General features: G+C 50.7%; 17 protein-coding genes, 5 tRNA genes and 1 pseudogene. 17 read left to right on the top strand and 6 right to left on the bottom strand.

Annotation, left to right across the window (positions count from 1 at the left end):
• Nucleotides 1-102 precede the first annotated feature (102 nt).
• Nucleotides 103-1244 (top strand): annotated as a pseudogene (locus Ga0123461_RS09405) (IS30 family transposase).
• A 124-nt stretch (nt 1245-1368) separates the two neighbouring features.
• Here Ga0123461_RS09405 and purB read toward each other — a convergent pair.
• Nucleotides 1369-2742: an adenylosuccinate lyase gene (purB, locus tag Ga0123461_RS09400; protein ID WP_100278099.1), complete on the bottom strand. Its 1374-nt coding sequence runs from the start codon at nt 2740-2742 to the stop codon at nt 1369-1371.
• Nucleotides 2743-2946: 204 nt separating this feature from the next.
• On the opposite strand from purB, the gene Ga0123461_RS09395 reads away from it, so the two are divergent.
• From Ga0123461_RS09395 to Ga0123461_RS09350, 10 genes are all read left to right on the top strand, one after another.
• Nucleotides 2947-3030 (top strand) — tRNA-Leu (locus Ga0123461_RS09395).
• A 139-nt stretch (nt 3031-3169) separates the two neighbouring features.
• On the top strand, nt 3170-4495 hold the full coding sequence (gene tig / locus Ga0123461_RS09390) for a trigger factor (RefSeq protein WP_100278098.1): 1326 nt from the start codon (nt 3170-3172) through the stop codon (nt 4493-4495).
• Between the two features lie 154 nt (nt 4496-4649).
• Complete coding sequence (clpP, locus tag Ga0123461_RS09385; RefSeq protein WP_100278097.1) at nt 4650-5270, top strand: ATP-dependent Clp endopeptidase proteolytic subunit ClpP; 621 nt, start codon at nt 4650-4652, stop codon at nt 5268-5270.
• Nucleotides 5254-6525, top strand: a complete 1272-nt coding sequence (gene clpX, locus Ga0123461_RS09380; RefSeq protein ID WP_100278096.1) for an ATP-dependent Clp protease ATP-binding subunit ClpX — start codon at nt 5254-5256, stop codon at nt 6523-6525. Before clpP ends, clpX begins: the two co-directional genes overlap by 17 nt.
• Before the next feature lie 133 nt (nt 6526-6658).
• Nucleotides 6659-9037, top strand: a complete 2379-nt coding sequence (lon, locus tag Ga0123461_RS09375) for an endopeptidase La (protein ID WP_100278772.1) — start codon at nt 6659-6661, stop codon at nt 9035-9037.
• A gap of 87 nt (nt 9038-9124) precedes the next feature.
• A complete protein-coding gene (locus Ga0123461_RS09370) occupies nt 9125-9397 on the top strand; it encodes an HU family DNA-binding protein (protein ID WP_100278095.1) in 273 nt (90 codons plus the stop codon).
• Between the two features lie 56 nt (nt 9398-9453).
• Nucleotides 9454-9529: transfer RNA gene (locus tag Ga0123461_RS09365), tRNA-Val, on the top strand.
• A 100-nt stretch (nt 9530-9629) separates the two neighbouring features.
• Nucleotides 9630-9706 (top strand) — tRNA-Asp (locus Ga0123461_RS09360).
• Nucleotides 9707-9772: 66 nt separating this feature from the next.
• Nucleotides 9773-9848, top strand: a tRNA-Val gene (locus tag Ga0123461_RS09355).
• 24 nt (nt 9849-9872) lie between these two features.
• Nucleotides 9873-9949 (top strand) — tRNA-Asp (locus Ga0123461_RS09350).
• A 335-nt stretch (nt 9950-10284) separates the two neighbouring features.
• Here the strand turns inward: Ga0123461_RS09350 and Ga0123461_RS09345 are convergent.
• The 5 genes from Ga0123461_RS09345 to alr are packed head-to-tail and all read right to left on the bottom strand — an operon-like array spanning nt 10285 to nt 14713.
• Nucleotides 10285-11094 carry a tetratricopeptide repeat protein gene (locus Ga0123461_RS09345; RefSeq protein WP_232710116.1) on the bottom strand — a complete coding sequence of 270 codons (810 nt, stop codon included), beginning with the start codon at nt 11092-11094 and terminating at the stop codon, nt 10285-10287.
• Nucleotides 11075-12082, bottom strand: a complete 1008-nt coding sequence (locus tag Ga0123461_RS09340) for an MlaD family protein (RefSeq protein ID WP_100278094.1) — start codon at nt 12080-12082, stop codon at nt 11075-11077. The genes Ga0123461_RS09345 and Ga0123461_RS09340 overlap by 20 nt, the downstream gene beginning before the upstream one ends.
• Complete coding sequence (locus Ga0123461_RS09335; RefSeq protein WP_100278093.1) at nt 12079-12879, bottom strand: ABC transporter ATP-binding protein; 801 nt, start codon at nt 12877-12879, stop codon at nt 12079-12081. The genes Ga0123461_RS09340 and Ga0123461_RS09335 overlap by 4 nt, the downstream gene beginning before the upstream one ends.
• Nucleotides 12876-13649, bottom strand: a complete 774-nt coding sequence (locus tag Ga0123461_RS09330) for an MlaE family ABC transporter permease (protein WP_100278092.1) — start codon at nt 13647-13649, stop codon at nt 12876-12878. Before Ga0123461_RS09330 ends, Ga0123461_RS09335 begins: the two co-directional genes overlap by 4 nt.
• Nucleotides 13646-14713 (bottom strand): alanine racemase, encoded by a 1068-nt coding sequence (gene alr / locus Ga0123461_RS09325; protein ID WP_100278091.1) that lies wholly within the window; start codon nt 14711-14713, stop codon nt 13646-13648. Before alr ends, Ga0123461_RS09330 begins: the two co-directional genes overlap by 4 nt.
• 9 nt (nt 14714-14722) lie before the next feature.
• Here alr and Ga0123461_RS12390 point away from each other — a divergent pair, with 9 nt between their 5' ends.
• From Ga0123461_RS12390 to Ga0123461_RS09300, 6 genes are all read left to right on the top strand, one after another.
• Nucleotides 14723-14890, top strand: coding sequence for a hypothetical protein (locus Ga0123461_RS12390; RefSeq protein ID WP_157819306.1), 168 nt, complete (start codon nt 14723-14725; stop codon nt 14888-14890).
• 130 nt (nt 14891-15020) lie between these two features.
• Complete coding sequence (gene rfbA, locus Ga0123461_RS09320) at nt 15021-15890, top strand: glucose-1-phosphate thymidylyltransferase RfbA (protein ID WP_100278090.1); 870 nt, start codon at nt 15021-15023, stop codon at nt 15888-15890.
• Complete coding sequence (gene rfbB, locus Ga0123461_RS09315; RefSeq protein WP_100278089.1) at nt 15890-16897, top strand: dTDP-glucose 4,6-dehydratase; 1008 nt, start codon at nt 15890-15892, stop codon at nt 16895-16897. Before rfbA ends, rfbB begins: the two co-directional genes overlap by 1 nt.
• Nucleotides 16890-17462 carry an acyltransferase gene (locus Ga0123461_RS09310; protein WP_100278088.1) on the top strand — a complete coding sequence of 191 codons (573 nt, stop codon included), beginning with the start codon at nt 16890-16892 and terminating at the stop codon, nt 17460-17462. The genes rfbB and Ga0123461_RS09310 overlap by 8 nt, the downstream gene beginning before the upstream one ends.
• Nucleotides 17452-17865, top strand: a complete 414-nt coding sequence (locus Ga0123461_RS09305; RefSeq protein ID WP_100278087.1) for a sugar 3,4-ketoisomerase — start codon at nt 17452-17454, stop codon at nt 17863-17865. Before Ga0123461_RS09310 ends, Ga0123461_RS09305 begins: the two co-directional genes overlap by 11 nt.
• Nucleotides 17865-18956 carry a DegT/DnrJ/EryC1/StrS family aminotransferase gene (locus Ga0123461_RS09300; RefSeq protein ID WP_100278086.1) on the top strand — a complete coding sequence of 364 codons (1092 nt, stop codon included), beginning with the start codon at nt 17865-17867 and terminating at the stop codon, nt 18954-18956. Before Ga0123461_RS09305 ends, Ga0123461_RS09300 begins: the two co-directional genes overlap by 1 nt.
• Nucleotides 18957-18960 lie beyond the last annotated feature (4 nt).

Raw genomic sequence — 18960 nt, 5'->3', positions numbered from 1 at the left:
TCAGTTTTGAGATGCTGGAATGCTAAATGACTGCTTCCGACTGTGGATTCAACCCGTCGATGCAACACACTAGAGCCTTTAAAGACAGGAGGAGTGTTGCAAATGAAACAAAGACCTCGCATCTATTACACGGAAACCCAGAAGGCGATGATGTGGGATCGCTGGCAAAAAGGCGACTCACTTCAGCAGATTGCACAGCTGTTTGACCGAAACTACTCTTCAATAGGGCGCATCCTGTCCGAGAGCGGTGGCATCCGCCCTGCTCAACGTCAGCGTTCGAGACTGGCACTGACCATGGCAGAGCGAGAAGAGATATCGCGGTCAATTGTTACCGGCCATTCGATCCGTTCTATTGCCGAGAAGCTTGGCAGAGCTCCATCTACGGTAAGCCGTGAGATCAAGCGTTATGGAGACCGACAGAACTATCGGGCAAATCAGGCGGTCGTGCGGCATGGGAACGTGCACATCGACCTCAGCCCTGTAAACTGGTGAAGAACAGTGCATTGGCGCTCGCCGTGGCAACTATAAGCTACAGTCGTCATGGTCGCCGGAGCAGATTGCCGGGCGGCTAAAGTTCTCCCACCCGGAGCAGGAGGATTACCAGGGGTCGCACGAAACCCCAGACCCGAGGCGCATTGAAGAAGGGGCTGTTGACACACCTGAGACGTACACGGGTCATGCGTCGTTCACGCCACCATACGCAGAAGAGAGATAATCATGGCAGGATCACCGATGCTGTTTCAATTAGCGGGCGGCCAGCCATTGCAGAAGATTGGGCAGTACCGGGGCATTGGGAGGGCGATCTGATTGCAGGTTCTAACAACAGTTATATCGCCACACTGGTCGAGCGTCATACCCGTTACGTAATGTGGATGAAGGTGGCTGACAGAAAAACCGAAACGGTCATCAATGCCTTGATCAAACACTCGAAAAGGCTTCCTGATGGACTCTATCAATCACTAACGTGGGATCGGGGCAAGGAGATGGCAGATCACAAACGCTTTACTCTGGCGACCGACATCAATGTCTGTTTCTGCGATCCCAAAAGCCCTGAGCAGCGCGGTTCCAATGAAAACACCAATGGACTTCTTCGCCAGTATTTCCCGAAAGGAACTGATCTCTCTATTCACTCACAGGCCCAACTTGGTTATGTGGCAAGGGAGCTTAACGAACGTCCAAGAAAGACGTTGAACTTTAGAACCCCGGCAGAGAGATTTAACGCATGTGTTGCGTCGACGAGTTGAAATCCGCAGCCAAGAGCAGTCACTCAATCGACCAAGACAGGGTGAACGCTGTCCTGTACTAACTCATCAACAATACTGGCCATATGCAGTGTGACTACATATGGCCAGTCTTTCAGATGATGTTTCAGATGGTGATATTGCGCGCCTGTTCTGCAGCATTACCAATGTAACTGGCTGGAGTCATCTCCATCAAATGCTGTTTTGCATCGGCAGGAATATCGAGTCCTTCGATGAAGACCCTGAGTGCTTCCGGGGTGATGCCTTTGCCGCGGGTGAGTGCTTTCATCTGCTCGTACGGGTTTTCCAGCCCGTAACGACGCATTACAGTCTGAACTGCTTCGCCAAGCACTTCCCAGCTGGCATCAAGATCTGCATTGATACGTTCAGCGTTGATCTCCAGCTTGCTGAAACCTTTCATGGCCGAGCTGTAGGCGAGCACTGAATAGCCGAATCCAACGCCGAGGTTGCGTAGTACCGTGGAGTCGGTCAAATCACGCTGCCAGCGGGAGATTGGAAGCTTTTCGGCAAGGTGGGCCAGTACGGCATTGGCCAGGCCCAGATTGCCCTCAGCATTCTCGAAATCGATAGGATTCACCTTATGGGGCATCGTTGATGAACCAACTTCACCGGCTACCACCTTCTGCTTGAAGTAACCGAGCGAGATATAACTCCAGAGGTCGCGGCAGAAATCGATCAGGATCGTATTAAAGCGGGCTGCTATATTGTTCAGCTCGGCGATATAGTCGTGCGGCTCGATCTGAATGGTGTACGGGTTCCAGTTGATGCCGAGCGACTCAACAAAATCCTTGGCGATTGCCGGCCAGTCGAGATCAGGGTAGGCGGCCAGATGGGCGTTATAGTTGCCGACCGCACCATTGATCTTGCCGAGAATTTCAGCATTTTCAACCTGCTTGATCTGGCGTGCCAGACGGTAGGCGACATTGGCCCACTCCTTGCCCATCGTGGTCGGGCTTGCGGTCTGGCCGTGAGTGCGTGCAAGCAGAGGCTGATCGGCATATTCGATGGCGCCTTTTGCAATGGCATCAGCAATCGCCTTCATTTCAGGGATCAATACAGCTTCCCGTGCCTCGTTCAGCATCAGTGCATAGGAGAGGTTGTTGATGTCTTCGGAGGTGCAGGCGAAGTGGAAAAATTCGGAGATGGCTGCCAGTTCAGCATTGTCGGCCACTTTCTCTTTTAGAAGGTACTCAACGGCTTTTACGTCATGGTTGGTGGTCGCCTCTATCTCTTTAACACGCATTGCATCGGCTTCGGAGAAGTCGCTGATGATGGCATCCAGGAAGTCCTGTGCCTGGGTTGAGAATGCAGGTACCTCGGCGATATCACTGTTGGCAGCAAGCATCTGCAACCAGCGGACTTCAACAGTGGCGCGCGCCTTGATCAGGCCGTATTCACTGAAGATCGGACGCAAAGCGCCGGTTTTGCCGGCATAGCGGCCATCCAGTGGTGATAGGGCTGTGAGAGGTGAAATCTGCATGGGTACTCCAGAGTGAAAATATATTGCGTTCAGTTTTTGAGGGAGCGAAAGATACACCGGGCAGCCATATTTCCAAAGGCATCTTTAGGGGTGTTGCAGGATCGATTGGACTGTTTCTTGATTTCAGTTAGGGCGGTGGCATCATTCGCGACCGTTTTGCAGGGGGTAAGGCATGCTTTTACTCCTTTTTAGTTGAAGCGCTGTGCGAGGATGGCGGAATTGGTAGACGCGCTGGTTTTAGGTACCAGTACCTTTGGTGTGGGGGTTCGAGTCCCCCTCCTCGTACCATTTATAAGTGCAGGGGTGATTCCCATCCCTTGCGCTTCGGCGGAAATCCGTTACATATATTTGCCCGCCGGTGGCTGAGGGGTTTAAACCCCTGTAACGATAGTATTGCAGGAAAGCACCTGCATATTTGGAGATAGTGATGATTCAGACTGAAGTGAAGTCCCTTGGAAATAACGAACATGAGGTGCATGTGGTTGTAGCACAGAGCGAGTATGATCGCATCTATGCCGAGCAGATGAAGAAGTTGACCTCGCAGGCCAAGCTTCCGGGTTTTCGTCCGGGCAAGACACCTAACAGCGTTATTACTAAGCAGTTTGGACCCAAGCTTCATGAAGATACGGTTTCCGAACTTATCCAGGCCCACTATATTGCTGCCATCGAGTCATCCGGTCTGACACCTGCTGTACAGCCACAGTTGCAGGTAAAACCTGCGCCTGCTGATGGTGGTTTTGCATTCACTATGACAGTGACAACTTGGCCGACCGTTGAGCTCAATGGATTGAATAAATTGAAGTTCGACGAAACAACAGTTGAGGTTGAAGAGGCCGATATTGACCAAGTGATTGAACGCTTGAGCAAGTCACAGGTGAAATTTGAGATTGAAGCTGAACGTGCGGCAGAGACTGGTGATCAGCTGCATATCGATTTTGTTGGTTCGATTGATGGCGAAGAGTTTGCAGGCGGCAAGGGTGAGGATGTTCCCCTGGTGCTTGGCGAAGGTCGTTTTATCCCGGGCTTTGAAGAGCAATTGGTCGGCAAGAAGGCGGGTGAAGATGTCACCATCGAAGTGGAGTTCCCTGCTGATTATCAGGCAGCACACCTGGCAGGTAAGGCGGCAAGCTTCGCCTCAACTGTAAAATCGGTGGGTAAGCCTCTGACCGCTGAAAACGATGATGATCTGGCCAAGATGCTTGGCTTTGATGATGCCGCAGCACTGCGCGCAGATGCCCTGAATCGCCTGAATGAAGAGGCCGAGCAGGCCTCTCACCAGTCTACCCGCGAAGCGGCACTGAATGCACTGCTTGAAGCCAATCCGGTAGAACTCCCAGAAACTTTGATTGAACAGGATGTGCGCGAAACCGCGCAGCGTGTGCTGCAGAATATGAAGCAGCAGGGCATGGAAGTAACACCTGAAATGATCCAGGACGAAGCTTTTCAGTCCGAGATCCGCACCCGGTCCGAGCGTGGCCTGAAGCTTTCCGTGCTGCTTCAGAAGGTGCGTGAATCTGGCGATTTGACCATTGATGATGCTGAAGTCGATGCCGAGATCGATCGTCAGTCCCAGCAGTACCCGGAAGCACAGCGCGATCAGTTCAAGAGCTGGATCAAAGGTCAGCAGGAGCAGCTTGCATCCATGCGCGATGCACTACTGGAGCGACGCTGTGTTGAGTTTATTGCTTCTCAAGCCAAGACTAAAGCTGTGACAAAACCACTCTCCGTCTGGCAGTCCGAGCAGGAACAGTAAGCAAGCTATACCGTTCTGAGCGGCTCTGGGCATAGCTTTCCGTCATGTTATGGCGGTCGGTCGTGATTTTGGCAAGCTCCATGCTATGACTTTTACGTAAGTATACTTTATGCTGGGCCGCAAACTATTGATCTGAATGGATGAAGGAGAGCACATGAATCTGGTTCCTGTTGTCGTGGAGCAAACTGCACGTGGAGAGCGTTCCTACGATATATTCTCCCGTCTTCTCAAAGAGCGCATTGTTTTTCTGAACGGCCAGGTGGATGACAATGTCGCCAACCTGATTGTGGCTCAATTGCTGTTTCTGGAGTCCGAAGGGCCTGATAAGGATATCTATCTCTATATCAACTCTCCGGGTGGACTGGTGACTGCGGGCATGGCGATCTACGACACCATGAACTATATCCGTTGTGATGTATCTACACTCTGTGTTGGGCAGGCGGCCAGTATGGGCGCACATCTGCTCTCATCAGGAGCCAAAGGCAAACGTTATGCGCTGCCCAATGCCCGAGTCATGATTCACCAGCCACTGGGCGGATTCCAGGGTCAGGCAACCGATATCGAGATTCATGCGCGCGAGATCATTAAGCTCAAAGAGCGGTTGAATGAGATGATGGCCAACAATACTGGACAGCCTCTTGAGAAGCTTGCCGATGATGTGGAGCGGGACTATTTCTTGACCGCTCAAGAAGCTAAGGACTACGGTTTGATTGATAAAGTGCTCACTTCCCGTGCGGAAGTGAAGACCGGAGGTGCTGATGACGACGCAAAATAACGGCGGAGACAATACCTTATATTGTTCGTTTTGTGGCAAATCGCAGCACGACGTAAAGAAGCTGATTGCCGGTCCAACCGTGTTTATCTGTGACGAGTGCATAGAGCTCTGTAACGAGATTATTGTAGAGGAGCTCTCTGGAGAGCCGAAGGATAGCAAGGAAGAGATAGGTCTTCCGCGCCCTGCCGAGATCAAGGCTTATCTGGATGAGTATGTGATTGGCCAGGAGGCTTCGAAACGACTGCTCTCCGTTGCCGTGTATAACCACTACAAGCGCATCGCTCACAATGAGAAGAACGATGTTGAAATTTCCAAGTCAAATGTACTGCTTCTGGGTCCGACTGGTTGCGGCAAAACACTTCTGGCACAGACATTGGCGCGCGTATTTGATGTGCCGTTTGTCATGGCCGACGCTACTACACTGACCGAGGCAGGTTATGTGGGTGAGGATGTTGAGAACATTATTCTCAAGCTCTTGCAGGCAGCTGATCACGATATCGAGAAGGCGCAGCGTGGTATTATCTATATTGATGAGATTGACAAGCTCTCTCGCAAGTCGGAAGGGCCATCAATTACGCGCGATGTTTCCGGTGAAGGCGTGCAGCAGGCACTACTCAAGTTGATTGAAGGCACGGTTGCTGCTGTTCCCCCTCAGGGAGGACGCAAACATCCCCAGCAGGAGTTCATGCAGGTTGATACAACCAACATCCTGTTTATTCTCGGTGGTGCATTCGCAGGTCTTGAAAAGTTGATCGAGGTGAAAGGCAAGCCACGTTCGATCGGTTTCGGGGCGCAGGTGCAGTCCGATGATGAGAAGGATATTGGCGAAATCTTGAGCCATGTTGAGCCTGAGGATCTGATCAAATACGGTTTGATTCCTGAGCTGGTCGGAAGGCTTCCTGCCGTGGCAACACTCAGCCTGCTCGATAAGGATGCACTGCTGCGCATTTTGACCGAACCGAAGAATGCACTGGTTAAACAGTACGCGGCACTGATGGGCTACGACAATGTGGAGCTCTCCTTTACAGATGATGGGCTGGAGGCGATTGCCGAGAAGGCGATCAAGCGTAAGACCGGCGCACGTGGGCTGCGGGCAATTATGGAATCGGTCATGCTGGATGTGATGTATGATATTCCAACGATGCCTAATGTAGAAAAGTGTGTAGTCAACCGCGAAGCTGTTGAAGGTAAGAGCAAGCCGTTATTGCTCTTCAAGAGCGATCAGGAACCTAAGGTGGCAGAGGCCGCATCCTGATTTATCCCAACGATTGATTATGGTTTTCATTTCATGCGGCTTACCGCAGGCTTGCCGATTCTGACTGAAGGAGTGACAGGTGGCTGAATTTTCCAAAGAGAAGAGAGGTGAAGAGGTGCAGGTGGTAGCAGATATGTTGCCCGTTCTCCCGCTCAGGGACATTGTTGTCTTTCCTCATATGATCGTGCCGCTTTTTGTTGGTCGCGATAAATCTGTTAAGGCGCTGGAGGAGGTCATGGGCTCGGGCAAGCAGATTATCCTGCTGGCTCAAAAAGATGCCGCGCACGATGATCCCGGCCCCGACGATCTCTATCAAATTGCCACCATTGGTAATATCCTGCAGTTACTGAAATTGCCGGACGGTACAATCAAGGTGCTGGTTGAGGGTGGAGAGCGCATCCAGATTGATGAGCTGATTGCCGGTGATGCGTTTCTTCGCGCCCGCTTCTCCCTAATGGAAGGGTTGGCTGAGGATGAAAAGGAACTGGATATCGTATCCCGTTCACTGGTCCATAAATTTGAATCTTATGTAAAACTGAATAAGAAATTGCCTCCTGAGGTGATGGTTTCCGTGTCTGCCGTGGAAGAGGTGGATAAGCTGGCCGATACAATTGCTGCACACTTGAGTTTGAAGCTTGAGGACAAGCAGGAACTGCTTGAGTTGCGTAGCGTGACTGCCCGCCTGGAGCGCCTGTATGTCCATATGGAAGATGAGATGGAGCTGCTGCAGGTAGATAAGCGTATCCGTGGACGCGTCAAACGCCAGATGGAGAAGAGTCAGCGCGAGTATTATCTCTCCGAGCAGATGAAGGCGATCCAGAAAGAGTTGGGCGACGAGGATGCCGAGAGTGACCTGCAGAAACTTGAAGAGAAGATTCAGAAGCTGGGTCTGAGTCAAGAAGCCAAAGAGAAGGCTGACGCAGAGCTTAAGCGTTTGAAGATGATGCCGGCGATGAGTGCTGAAGCAACCGTAGTGCGCAACTATCTGGACTGGCTGATTGATATTCCGTGGAAAAAGCGCTCAAGGGTAAGTAAGGATATCTCTGCCGCCGAGAAGGTGCTGGAAGATGATCACTACGGACTGGAGAAGGTGAAAGAGCGCATTCTCGAGCATCTGGCCGTATTGCACCTGGTTCGCAAGATGAAAGGGCCGATACTCTGTTTTGTAGGCCCTCCGGGTGTGGGCAAAACATCGCTGGCCAGATCAATTGCACGTGCAACCAAACGTGAATATGTGCGCATGAGTCTTGGCGGCGTACGTGATGAGGCCGAGATCAGGGGGCATCGCCGCACCTATATCGGCTCTATGCCGGGTAAGGTGATCCAGTCGATGAAGAAGGCGGGTACGAAAAATCCGCTCTTCCTGCTTGATGAGATTGACAAGCTGGGGGCCGATTTCCGCGGTGATCCATCCTCAGCTCTGCTTGAGGTGCTTGACCCTGAGCAGAACCATAGCTTTAACGACCACTACCTTGAGGTTGATTACGATCTCTCCGATGTGATGTTTATAACCACTGCGAATAGCTACAATATCCCTGGTCCTCTGCTCGATCGTATGGAGATCATCTCGATCTCCGGTTACACAGAGCATGAGAAGCTTGAGATAGGCCGTCGTTACCTGCTGGAGAAGCAGATGAAGAACCATGGCCTGAATAAGAATCAACTGGTGATTGAGGATGATGTCCTGACTGAGATTATCCGTTATTACACACGGGAAGCTGGCGTTCGAAGCCTTTCCCGAGAACTGGCTAAGCTCTGTCGCAAGGTGGCCCGCAAGCTGGTGCAGTCCGGTGGTGAAGAGCTGATTCGTGTCAGCGCAAGCGATGTCGAGGAGTTTCTCGGGGTGCGCAAATACCACTTCGGCCTGGCCGAAGAGAGTGATCAGGTTGGTGTGGTGACTGGTCTTGCCTGGACTGAGGTTGGTGGCGAGTTGCTGCAGATTGAGACGGCACTTATGCCCGGCAAGGGTAAGCTTACGGTGACAGGGCAGTTGGGTGATGTGATGCAGGAGTCGATTCAGGCTGCGCTTACCTATGTTCGTTCACGTGCCTCCCAGTTGGGCTTGAAGCCGGATTTCCATCAGAAGGTGGATATTCATGTGCATGTTCCTGAGGGAGCTATTCCGAAGGATGGTCCATCGGCGGGCCTTGCCATGGCTACCTCCATTGTTTCTGCTTTGACGGGAATTCCGGTCAGGCGCAATGTATGCATGACCGGTGAGATCACACTGCGAGGTAAGGCCCTTCCAATTGGCGGTTTGAAAGAGAAGTTGCTTGCTGCGCATCGCGGTGGATTGACCGATGCGATTATCCCTGAAGAGAATGCAAAGGACTTGAAAGACATTCATGAGGATATTTTAAAGGGATTGAGCATTCATGCCGTGTCAAATATGGATAAAGTGCTTGAACACGCCTTGACTCGCTTGCCGGCAGGCATGAGTATATCCGGGAATTTTGTGCCGGGGAGCGTTGGCGATATCTATCTGGATGACAGCTCGACGGTGGCGCATTGAACTAGAGGAAAAACAAAAAAAATCGGTTGACAGGATATGGGGTCTGTTGCTTATAGTTGCACTCCATTGAACGCAGCGGGAGGAATAATGAATAAAGCAGATTTGGTAAACCACGTGGCCGCATCAGCGGACCTTAGTAAGGCTGCAGCTGGTAGTGCTGTTGAAGCTGTACTGGGCGGTATCTCTGGCGCTCTGGCAGGCGGTGACTCAGTAAGCATCGTTGGTTTCGGTACTTTCTCAGTGGCAGAACGTGCGGCACGTACAGCACGCAACCCACGCACTGGTGAAGCGATCGAAGTTGGCCCATCGAAGGCACCTAAGTTCAAAGCTGGTAAAGCACTTAAAGACGCTGTTAAGTAATAGCTGATAATAAAACACTTTCGAGAAGCAAGGGCTGTTTAGTCCTTGTTTTTTTCGGGCGCTTAGCTCAGCTGGGAGAGCAACGGCCTTACAAGCCGTAGGTCGCAGGTTCGAACCCTGCAGCGCCCACCATTTTAAAGGCTCTGTGTTTCTTATGCGGAGCCTTTTTTCCTATCAACATATTATTAGTTGATTTTAGGGGAGTAAGTTATTACTTTGCGCCCCTGCCGCTGGAGCGGTAGTTCAGTTGGTTAGAATGCCGGCCTGTCACGCCGGAGGTCGCGGGTTCGAGTCCCGTCCGCTCCGCCACTTTGAGCCCCTTCGAGGGGGCTCGTTTTTAACACCAGCAGGGTGCATTTGTATTCTGCTGAAGATGGGCGCTTAGCTCAGCTGGGAGAGCAACGGCCTTACAAGCCGTAGGTCGCAGGTTCGAACCCTGCAGCGCCCACCATCTTGAAAAACTGATCACCACTATGGAGCGGTAGTTCAGTTGGTTAGAATGCCGGCCTGTCACGCCGGAGGTCGCGGGTTCGAGTCCCGTCCGCTCCGCCATATACTAAGCCCCCGACGGTAACGTCGGGGGCTTTTTTTTACTATGATATATACCATATAAACGTGCGATGAATGCACGTTACGGTCTTTTTGTACTAGGGTGTGATGAAAATCCACGTTCTTGGTGCACGATACGTGCGTATGTTGCACGTATCGTGTGTGCAATTTTTCTCTCCTGCAAAATTGTCGACGGATTTACAGGATAATAAAGTAAATCCGAATGGCGGAGGAACGGCGGCGACCTGAAGGGCGAAGGGCATCGGTGCCCGGAGTCGTGTCGTACGCTTTGCCCGATGACTCATTTTTGAATCCGATTTTGGGTTTTTCTTAGGGTACTACTCTTTGTGGTTTCTCTGCCATGCATTGATTCCGAGTTGCATCCTCTCTGCTCTTTCAACCTCTCCCATCCTGCGTAAGAGACCTATAAGTTTTTTTCGGGTATTTATATCTGTATCGATAGAGAGGCTGCGTTGGTAAGCATCGAGAGCCTCTCCATCTTTGCCTACATGCTGCAGGATGGTGCCATAAGAGCTCCAGCATGGAGCGCACTTAGGCAGCAGCCTGATAGCCTTAGCGCCGTACTTAATTCCACGGTCGCCAACGTCATTGCCTGACTGAAATATCGCGTAGTGTAGATAAGCAAACCCGTTAAGCGGATCAGCTTTAAGGGCTTTCTGATACAGCGTGTTAGCAGTTATGTTGTCACCACGCCTTTCGGACATCATGGCCAGCAGATACCACGGAGTAGCTTCATGTTTAATCTCTTTAGTTCCCTTTTCAAGCCACTGCTGTGCCTCGGATATTCTGCCTGATCGCTCCAGTGCTGATGCCAGATTAATCAGGCTGGGAAGGTGTCGCACGGCTTTTTCCAAATTTTTCTGGTATAGGGCTATGGCCTCAGGTTGATGGTCACTCTCTTCCAGGAGAACGGCCAGATTATAGCGAGCTTCAATGTTTTCCGGTCGTAGGCGCAATTCCAATTCCAGTGTCCGTCTGGCTTCGGTAATTTGCCCGGTTTCGATAAGTTGTTGTGATGCTTCAAACGGTGTTTCTGCATATGCAGATAGAGGTGTAAGTGCGAGGGTGGCCACAGGCAATATTAGCGCAATGAAACCCACCGTCTGTTTATTTGTATGTTGGAGCAATACCCATCCTGCCTGTGGTCATCAACATCTCCTCCATCTTCTCCTGACGAGCCTTGCGGTCGGCTTTGATCTCTGGCTTCTCCTTCATCAGTTTCCATGGGTTGCGCCGGATATCGCCAGAAAATGCTTCCAGGTTCTCAGATGCCTTGCGTAGTTCAAATAGTGTGCGATAGAGGTTTTCTCGGTTGTCGATCAGCGATGCATTGAGGTTCTCTGTTGCTTCAGTTCCTTTTTCGAAAAATTCTCGACCGGCTCTGGCTGTTTTCGGTAGCTCTGTAGCAAATGTGTCGAGATCCTTGCGGTGGTTGCTGACAAGTTGATTAATATTGCGGCTGGCCTTACGTAGGTCCATGAGGATAGCAGGAAGCTCCACCTCAAGCTTCTTCATGGTTCTGTTCATCGATTCGGTGGTGCTACGGATTTGCTCCCGATTCTCTTTGATCATGGCTGAAAGCTCGGTGGTAGCCTGGCTGCTGCTTTTGATCAATTGCTGAAGATTCTGTTTGCCTTCACCATCTCCAATGCCGGAAGAGAGCGCCCTGGTGAGGGATTGAATATCATCGGTAATGCTCGAGGCTTTGGTGATAAATGTATTAATATCACCGGAGGGGTCGGAGGGGATGGTTGCGCCGTCAGGAAGTAGTTCAGTGTCATTCGAATCTGCTGTAAGAGCTAGGTTTTTCTCGCCGACCAGACCCCGGCCGATGATGCTTGCGCGGGTGGAGGCAGGTAATTTTACGTCAGGTTTTAAGGCAATTCGAACTACTGCGAGGCCATCCCTCAGGCCGATCTCCTGTACGACACCGACCTTAACGCCAGCCATGAGAACCGGTGATTGAACATCCAGTCCGAGAGTGTCATCGAACTCGGCTTCGACAATATGGTTTTCCTGTTCCAGCCAGACGATATCGCCAACTTTACCGGTGGCAAAGGCAAGCAGGAGAAGGGCTGCCAGCACAAAGGCTCCAAGACGTGCATGCGGATTCATGGTTGTACGGCCACCTCCATCTCTTTGCCCCAGTCGCTGCAGTTGATCGGGCCCTCGGCGCGCCCTTCGATAAACTGGCGAAGCATGGGATCCTGATCCGAGTCTAGCTGCTCAGATGGGATTTGCCTATGCACGCGCCCGTGGCAGAGCAGAGCAATCTGGTCGCTGATCATGGCGGCACTTTTCATGTCGTGGGTGATGCTGAGAATCGTGGCGCCTGAATCCCTGTGCATGCGTGCAATCAAACGGTTGATTACATCGGACATGATCGGGTCCAGCCCTGTGGTGGGTTCATCGAGAAAAACGATGTCTGGTTTATGGCAGATGGTGCGCGCAAGTCCGACACGTTTGGCCATGCCACCGGATAGCTCTGCAGGCATGAGGTCCTCGATATTATGCAGGCCGACCCAGTCCAGTACTTCAATGGCGCGCTCTTTGGCTGATTTTTTATCCACGCCCTTGCGCAACAGGGCGAAGGAGACATTCTCCCAGACAGTAAGGGAATCGAAGAGGGCGCCGGCCTGAAACAGCATGCCGATACGCTTCATCCGTTTCAGGTGCTCATGTTCGCTGAGTTTCAGCCAGTTTTCACCGTCGACCAGAATCTCTCCGGCATCCGGCTTCAGAATGCCGAGGATGCATTTGATCAGCACACTTTTTCCTGTGCCGGACATGCCAATTACAGTGGTGGAGCGGCCCGGCATGATATCGAGATTTACATCATCGAGGATGACCTTCTCCCCGAAGCGCTTGGAGAGGCCGCGGATGCTGATGCGTGGGACCTGATTGTCGCTCATCCGAACATCCATGCAGTGAGGAAATAGTCTGAGATCAGGATGCTCATGCAGGAGATGACCACAGCGCGGGTTGTTGCCTTGCCGACTCCTTCAGCCCCTCCCTTGCAGTTGAAGCCCTCGGTGCAGCCTATGATACCAATCAACATTCCAAAAAATCCGGCTTTCACAATTCCCGAATAGAAATCGTCCAGTTCCATGTAGATGGTTGTATTTTCAATATAAACGGCCGGATTCTGATCGAGCGCATATACGCTTATCGCGTAACCACCGTAGATGCCGACAAAATCAGCGACTACGGCAAGCAGCGGCATCATGGCAGTCACGGCAATGATACGTGGGATAATCAGGTACCGAACGGGGTCGGTGGAGAGGGTCCATAGCGCATCAATCTGTTCGGTGACGCGCATGGTGCCCAGTTCTGCGGCAAATGAGGCACCTACGCGCCCTGCGACCATCAGCCCGACCAGAACGGGGCCGAGTTCGCGAACAACCGACATCGATACAACGAGCCCGGTCAGGCTTTCGGCAGCAAAGCGGTGGAATACAATGTAGGACTGCAGTGCCAGCACCATGCCGGTGAAGAGGGCTGTGAGCAGCACGACTGGAAGTGATTGAACGCCAACCTCTTCTGCCTGTTGAAGAAGCATGCGCAGGTGCCAGGGCCTGGAGCCCATCCTGCTGACGGCGCGACCGAAGGTGTAAGCGTAGAGCCCCAGTCTGAGACAGAGGTTCTCCACGATTTTCCCGGTCGCCGTCAGCATGTTGATCACACCGCTTGTCTCCTTACCCGCTCACCAACGCCGGTGAAGAGCGTGTAGCTTATCGTGCCGATCTCTGCCGCTACTTCATTAGTTGAAATATGTTCACCCCAGAACTCCACGCTATCCCCCGGTTGAACCTCGCTGTTGCTGATATCAACCATAGTATAGTCCATACAGACGCGCCCGATAATAGGGTGTTTTTCACCGCGAATATAAACAGCCCCCTGATTGGAGAGGGGGCGGGGTATGCCGTCGGCATAACCCATGCTGACAACTGCAACCTTCATGGTTTTTTCTGAAATGAAGGTGGCGCCATAGGAGACTGATGCGCCTGCTTGAACCTCCCTGATCTGCATGACCTCTCCGGTCAGGGACATCACAGGTTTCAGCCCAAAGGGTTGATCAGGTACAGGTTCTGCGCCGTAAAGCGCAATGCCTGGGCGAACTACATCAAAAGCATAGTCTTGAAGCGAGATCAGGCCTGCACTGTTGAGCAGTGATTTGGGTGTGTCGGGTGAGATCAGGTTGCAGGTTTCGAAAAAGTTTTTGGCTTGTGCAAGATTCATCGGGTGTTCCGGCTCATCAGCACAGGCAAGGTGCGACATGAACCCATGCACATGCAGTCCTGCATCACTGACCAGAGAGAAAAGCGTGGCAGGGTCAGCTGCTCCAAGCCGGTTCATGCCCGAATCAAATTTAAGCCAGATGTCACCGTTGAATCCAGCTTTGGTTAGAAGTTCGATCTGGTTGAGCTCGGTGATCGCCGGCGTGAGTCTGCAATCAAGACAAAGGCCTGCATCCTCTGCATCAAACACTCCGGAAAGCAGGGTGATCTCCGTGCTGTTGTGCTTGCCAATGATCGCGCGCAACTCTGAGCCTTCTGTGGCATCGGTGACCCCGAAACTCCTGCATCCCTCTTCAAGCAGGATAGGGCCGACCAGAGACTGATCGTGCCCATAGGCATTGGCCTTAACTACGGCCATGATTTCACTTTGGCCAACTCTTTGATTGAGCAGGCGATAGTTATGACGAAGATGATCGAGATTGATCTGGGCAATAGCAGGTCGGGACATATTGGAATCATGTCTGAAATCTCGATCACGTCAAAGGTGATTGTTAGCATGTCTGAAATCTCGATCACGTCAAAGGTGATTGTTAGCATGTCTTATGTAGCTTTATTGTTTTTTTGGGGGGGGGGTGGTTTGCTGGACGTGTCTTCTGATAGCGTTTGCGGTGCTGGAGATGAGTGATGCCGATTACATAGATCCTACAAAGTGCCAAATAGCCTGCTAAACTCAAGTTTGACTTGCTTTAGGGCGTTTCGTTGATCTGGTCGCGGTTGTTGGCTGTGAAAAAGAATTTGTGGGGAGGGAGGTGGCGTTGAAGGGGATTATCTTAGCTGGAGGGTCAGGTACACGCCTGCATCCGTTAACGCTTTCGGTCAGTAAACAGCTGATGCCGGTGTATGACAAGCCGATGATCTATTATCCGCTCTCCACCCTGATGCTGGCCGGCATACGTGAAATTCTGATTATCTCCACTCCGACTGATTTGCCGAACTTCGAGCGGCTGCTTGGTGATGGCTCGCAATGGGGATTGAAGCTCTCCTATGCTGAGCAACCAAGTCCTGATGGGTTGGCACAGGCATTTACCATTGGCCGTGAGTTTATAGGGGATGATTCTGTTGCCCTGATTCTTGGCGACAATATTTTTTACGGACAAGGCATGGTCAAGCAGCTTCAGGGGGCTGCCAGTCAATCATCGGGTGCGACGGTTTTTGCATACAGGGTGAGGGACCCGGAGCGCTATGGTGTGGTGGAGTTTAAAGATGGTTATAAAGCCGTCTCGATTGAGGAGAAGCCGGAAAAACCTAAGAGCCACTGGGCTGTTACAGGCCTCTACTTTTATGATAACAGGGTTGTAGATATCGCAGCAGGTCTAAAACCATCTGTTCGAGGTGAGCTGGAAATTACCGATGTGAACAGGGCGTATCTTCAGAGTGGTGAATTAAGAGTGGAGCCAATGGGGCGTGGCATTGCCTGGCTGGACACAGGCACACACGAATCATTGATGGATGCAGCACGCTACGTTGAGGTTGTTGAACGAAGGCAGGGTTTAAAGATAGGTTGTCCGGAAGAGGTGGCATGGCGCTTGGGATATATTGATGGTTTCCAGCTGCAGTCGTTGTCTGAAGCATTGGGTAAAAGCGGCTATGGTGACTACCTCAGTTCATTATTAAGGGAATATTGATGACATATAAACCTGTAAATATGCTGGTTACCGGCGGAGCCGGCTTTATCGGCTGCAACTATGTGCGTTATATGCTGGCCAGTGATCCGGATGTGCGGATTGTGAATCTTGACCTGCTGACCTATGCTGGTTCACTGATTAATCTTAAGGATCTGGCGGATGAGTCGCGCCATGACTTTGTGCAGGGCGATATTTGCGATCGTGAGCTGGTTGATAAGCTGCTGCGTGACTATAAGATTGATACCATAGTTCATTTCGCTGCCGAGTCTCATGTCGATAACTCTATTTCAGGCCCTGAGGTCTTTGTTAAAACCAATGTGATGGGCACATTTACGTTGCTTGATGCGGCCCGGAACTATTGGCAGAAAGAGAAAAAGTGGGGCAAGGGTGAATGTCGATTTCACCATATATCTACCGATGAGGTTTATGGAACGCTTGAGGTGGATGATCCTGCCTTTTCCGAAACCACACCCTATGCACCGAACTCACCCTACTCAGCCTCTAAGGCTGGTTCTGATCACTTGGTTAGGGCTTACTTTCATACCTATGGATTGCCGGTAACAACTACGAATTGTTCTAATAATTATGGTCCTTTTCAGCATAGTGAAAAACTGATCCCTACGATTATTCGCAACTGCGTAAATGGCACTCCAATTCCTGTTTACGGCGATGGTTCCAATATCCGCGACTGGCTCTATGTTGAGGATCATTGTTCAGGAATAGATGCGGTCATTCGCAAAGGGCAGCTGGGTGAAGTGTACAATATCGGGGGTATCAATGAGTGGAAGAATATCGATATCTGCCGATTGATTTGTCAGTTGATGGACAGGCACGCGCCGGAAAATGCACCGCATGAGAAGTTAATCACCTTTGTAAAGGATCGCCCCGGCCATGACTGGCGCTATGCCATTAATGCAGAGAAAATGCGATCTGACCTTGAGTGGACTCCTTCAGAAACATTTGAAACAGGCATCAGGAAAACGGTAAGTTGGTACTATCATGACTGATTTTTTTGTGCATTCGCAAGGGCTGGTTGATGAAGGGGCTCAAGTAGGGAGTGGTACAAGAGTTTGGGCGTTTGCACATATTAACTCTGGCGCAGTAGTTGGTGAGGACTGCAATATTTGTGACCATACCTTCATCGAGACAGGCGTTCTTATGGGGAATAGGGTCACCGTCAAATGCGGTGTTCACCTTTGGAGTGGCGTTACAGTTGAGGATGATGTTTTTATTGGGCCTAATGCCACGTTTACCAACGACAGGGTCCCTAGAAGCAAGGTCTATCCTAGTCAATACGCTAACACGGTGCTGCGGGTCGGGTGTAGCATTGGAGCTAATGCTACCATGCTTCCTGGTTTAGAAGTTGGTGAGTGCGCATTGGTTGGTGCGGGTAGTGTGGTGACAACGAATATCCCTGCGCATGCGCTTGTATATGGTAATCCAGCCCGGATAAAGGGGTGGGTTTGTGCGTGTGGAGAGAAGTTGTCGATGAATGAAAATGCGGTCGCCGACTGCTGTGGAAAAACATACCATTTAACCAATGGTGTATTGGAGGTTTCCAGTGTCGCTTGATCAATGCCGGATTGTCGACCTGCCGAAAATAAGTGACCCCAGAGGAAACCTCACCTTTATTGAAGGTGGGGGCCGTCATATCCCTTTTGATATCAATCGTGTTTATTACCTCTATGACGTTCCTGGCGGTGCTGAGCGGGGAGCTCACGGGCACAAGGAATTGCAGCAGTTGATTGTTGCCTTGAGTGGCAGTTTTGATGTGTTGTTAAATGATGGGCGTAACAAAAAAAAGTTTCATATGAACCTCCCTTATTTAGGCCTTTATGTCAGCCCCATGATGTGGCGGGATATTACAAATTTTTCCTCTGGAGCTGTGTGCATGGTGCTGGCTTCCGAGTTGTATGATGAAAATGATTATTACAGGGATTATGAAAAATTTGTTGCTCAAGTTCGAGGGAAGTGATGACACATGTACCGTTTCTGGATCTGAAATCAGCATACTTGGAATTAAAAGAAGAGGTCGACGGCGCATGTCTCAGGGTTCTGGACTCCGGCTGGTATATTCATGGACAGGAATTATCTGCATTTGAAACAGAGTTTGCTGATTACTGCTCTGTTTGTTCATGTGTTGGTGTTGGAAATGGTCTTGATGCGCTTACATTGATACTTCGTGCATGGAATATCGGCTCAGGGGATGAGGTTATTGTTCCTGCACATACCTTCATAGCCACCTGGCTAGCTGTTTCCGAGACCGGGGCGACACCTGTGCCAGTAGATGTAGAGTATGAATCTTTCAATATTGATCCTTCATTGATTGAGGCGAAAATTACGGATAAAACCAAGGCTATTATTCCTGTCCATCTGTATGGACGACCATCAGATATGGATGCAATTAATGCGGTTGCAAAAAAATATGGAATAAAAGTGATTGAAGATGCAGCTCAAGCTCATGGTGCGTTATATAAAGGTAGAAAGGCTGGGTCACTCGGAGATGCTGCTGCATTCAGTTTTTACCCAGGAAAGAATTTAGGTGCCATGGGAGATGGCGGGGCAGTTGTCTCCAATGATGAGGATTTAATTGAAAGAGTAAGAATGTTGTCAAATTATGGTTCAAGAGAAAAATATAAGCATGAATTGAAAGGTGTGAACTCTCGACTGGACGAAATGCAGGCGGCCATACTTCGCGTGAAACTGGCTAGGTTAGATGAGTGGAACGGTCGAAGGCTAAAAATAGCTTCAGAATATCAAGCTAGGCTTGCTCAGGCAGATATTATAAATCCACAGATGGATGAGGCTCTGGTTAGCTCATGGCATCTTTATGTAGTTAGGGTGAAAGACCGTGAGGGTGTCATGGAACGGTGCCAAGATAATGGGGTGCAAACACTTATTCACTACCCTCAGTTGCCTTCAATAATGGGGGCATATGCCACCGAATTCACCAATGAGTCTTTCAAGGTGGCGGAGAGAATATCTGAGCAGATTATTAGCATCCCTATTGGTCCTCATATGACGCCCAACCAAGTGAATAAGGTGTGTCAGGTGCTTTGCTTGTGAAGCA

This window comes from Mariprofundus aestuarium (genome assembly GCF_002795805.1).
In the GTDB taxonomy this organism is placed as follows: Bacteria; Pseudomonadota; Zetaproteobacteria; order Mariprofundales; family Mariprofundaceae; genus Mariprofundus; species Mariprofundus aestuarium.
This window is presented reverse-complemented; position numbering and strand designations above follow the sequence as displayed.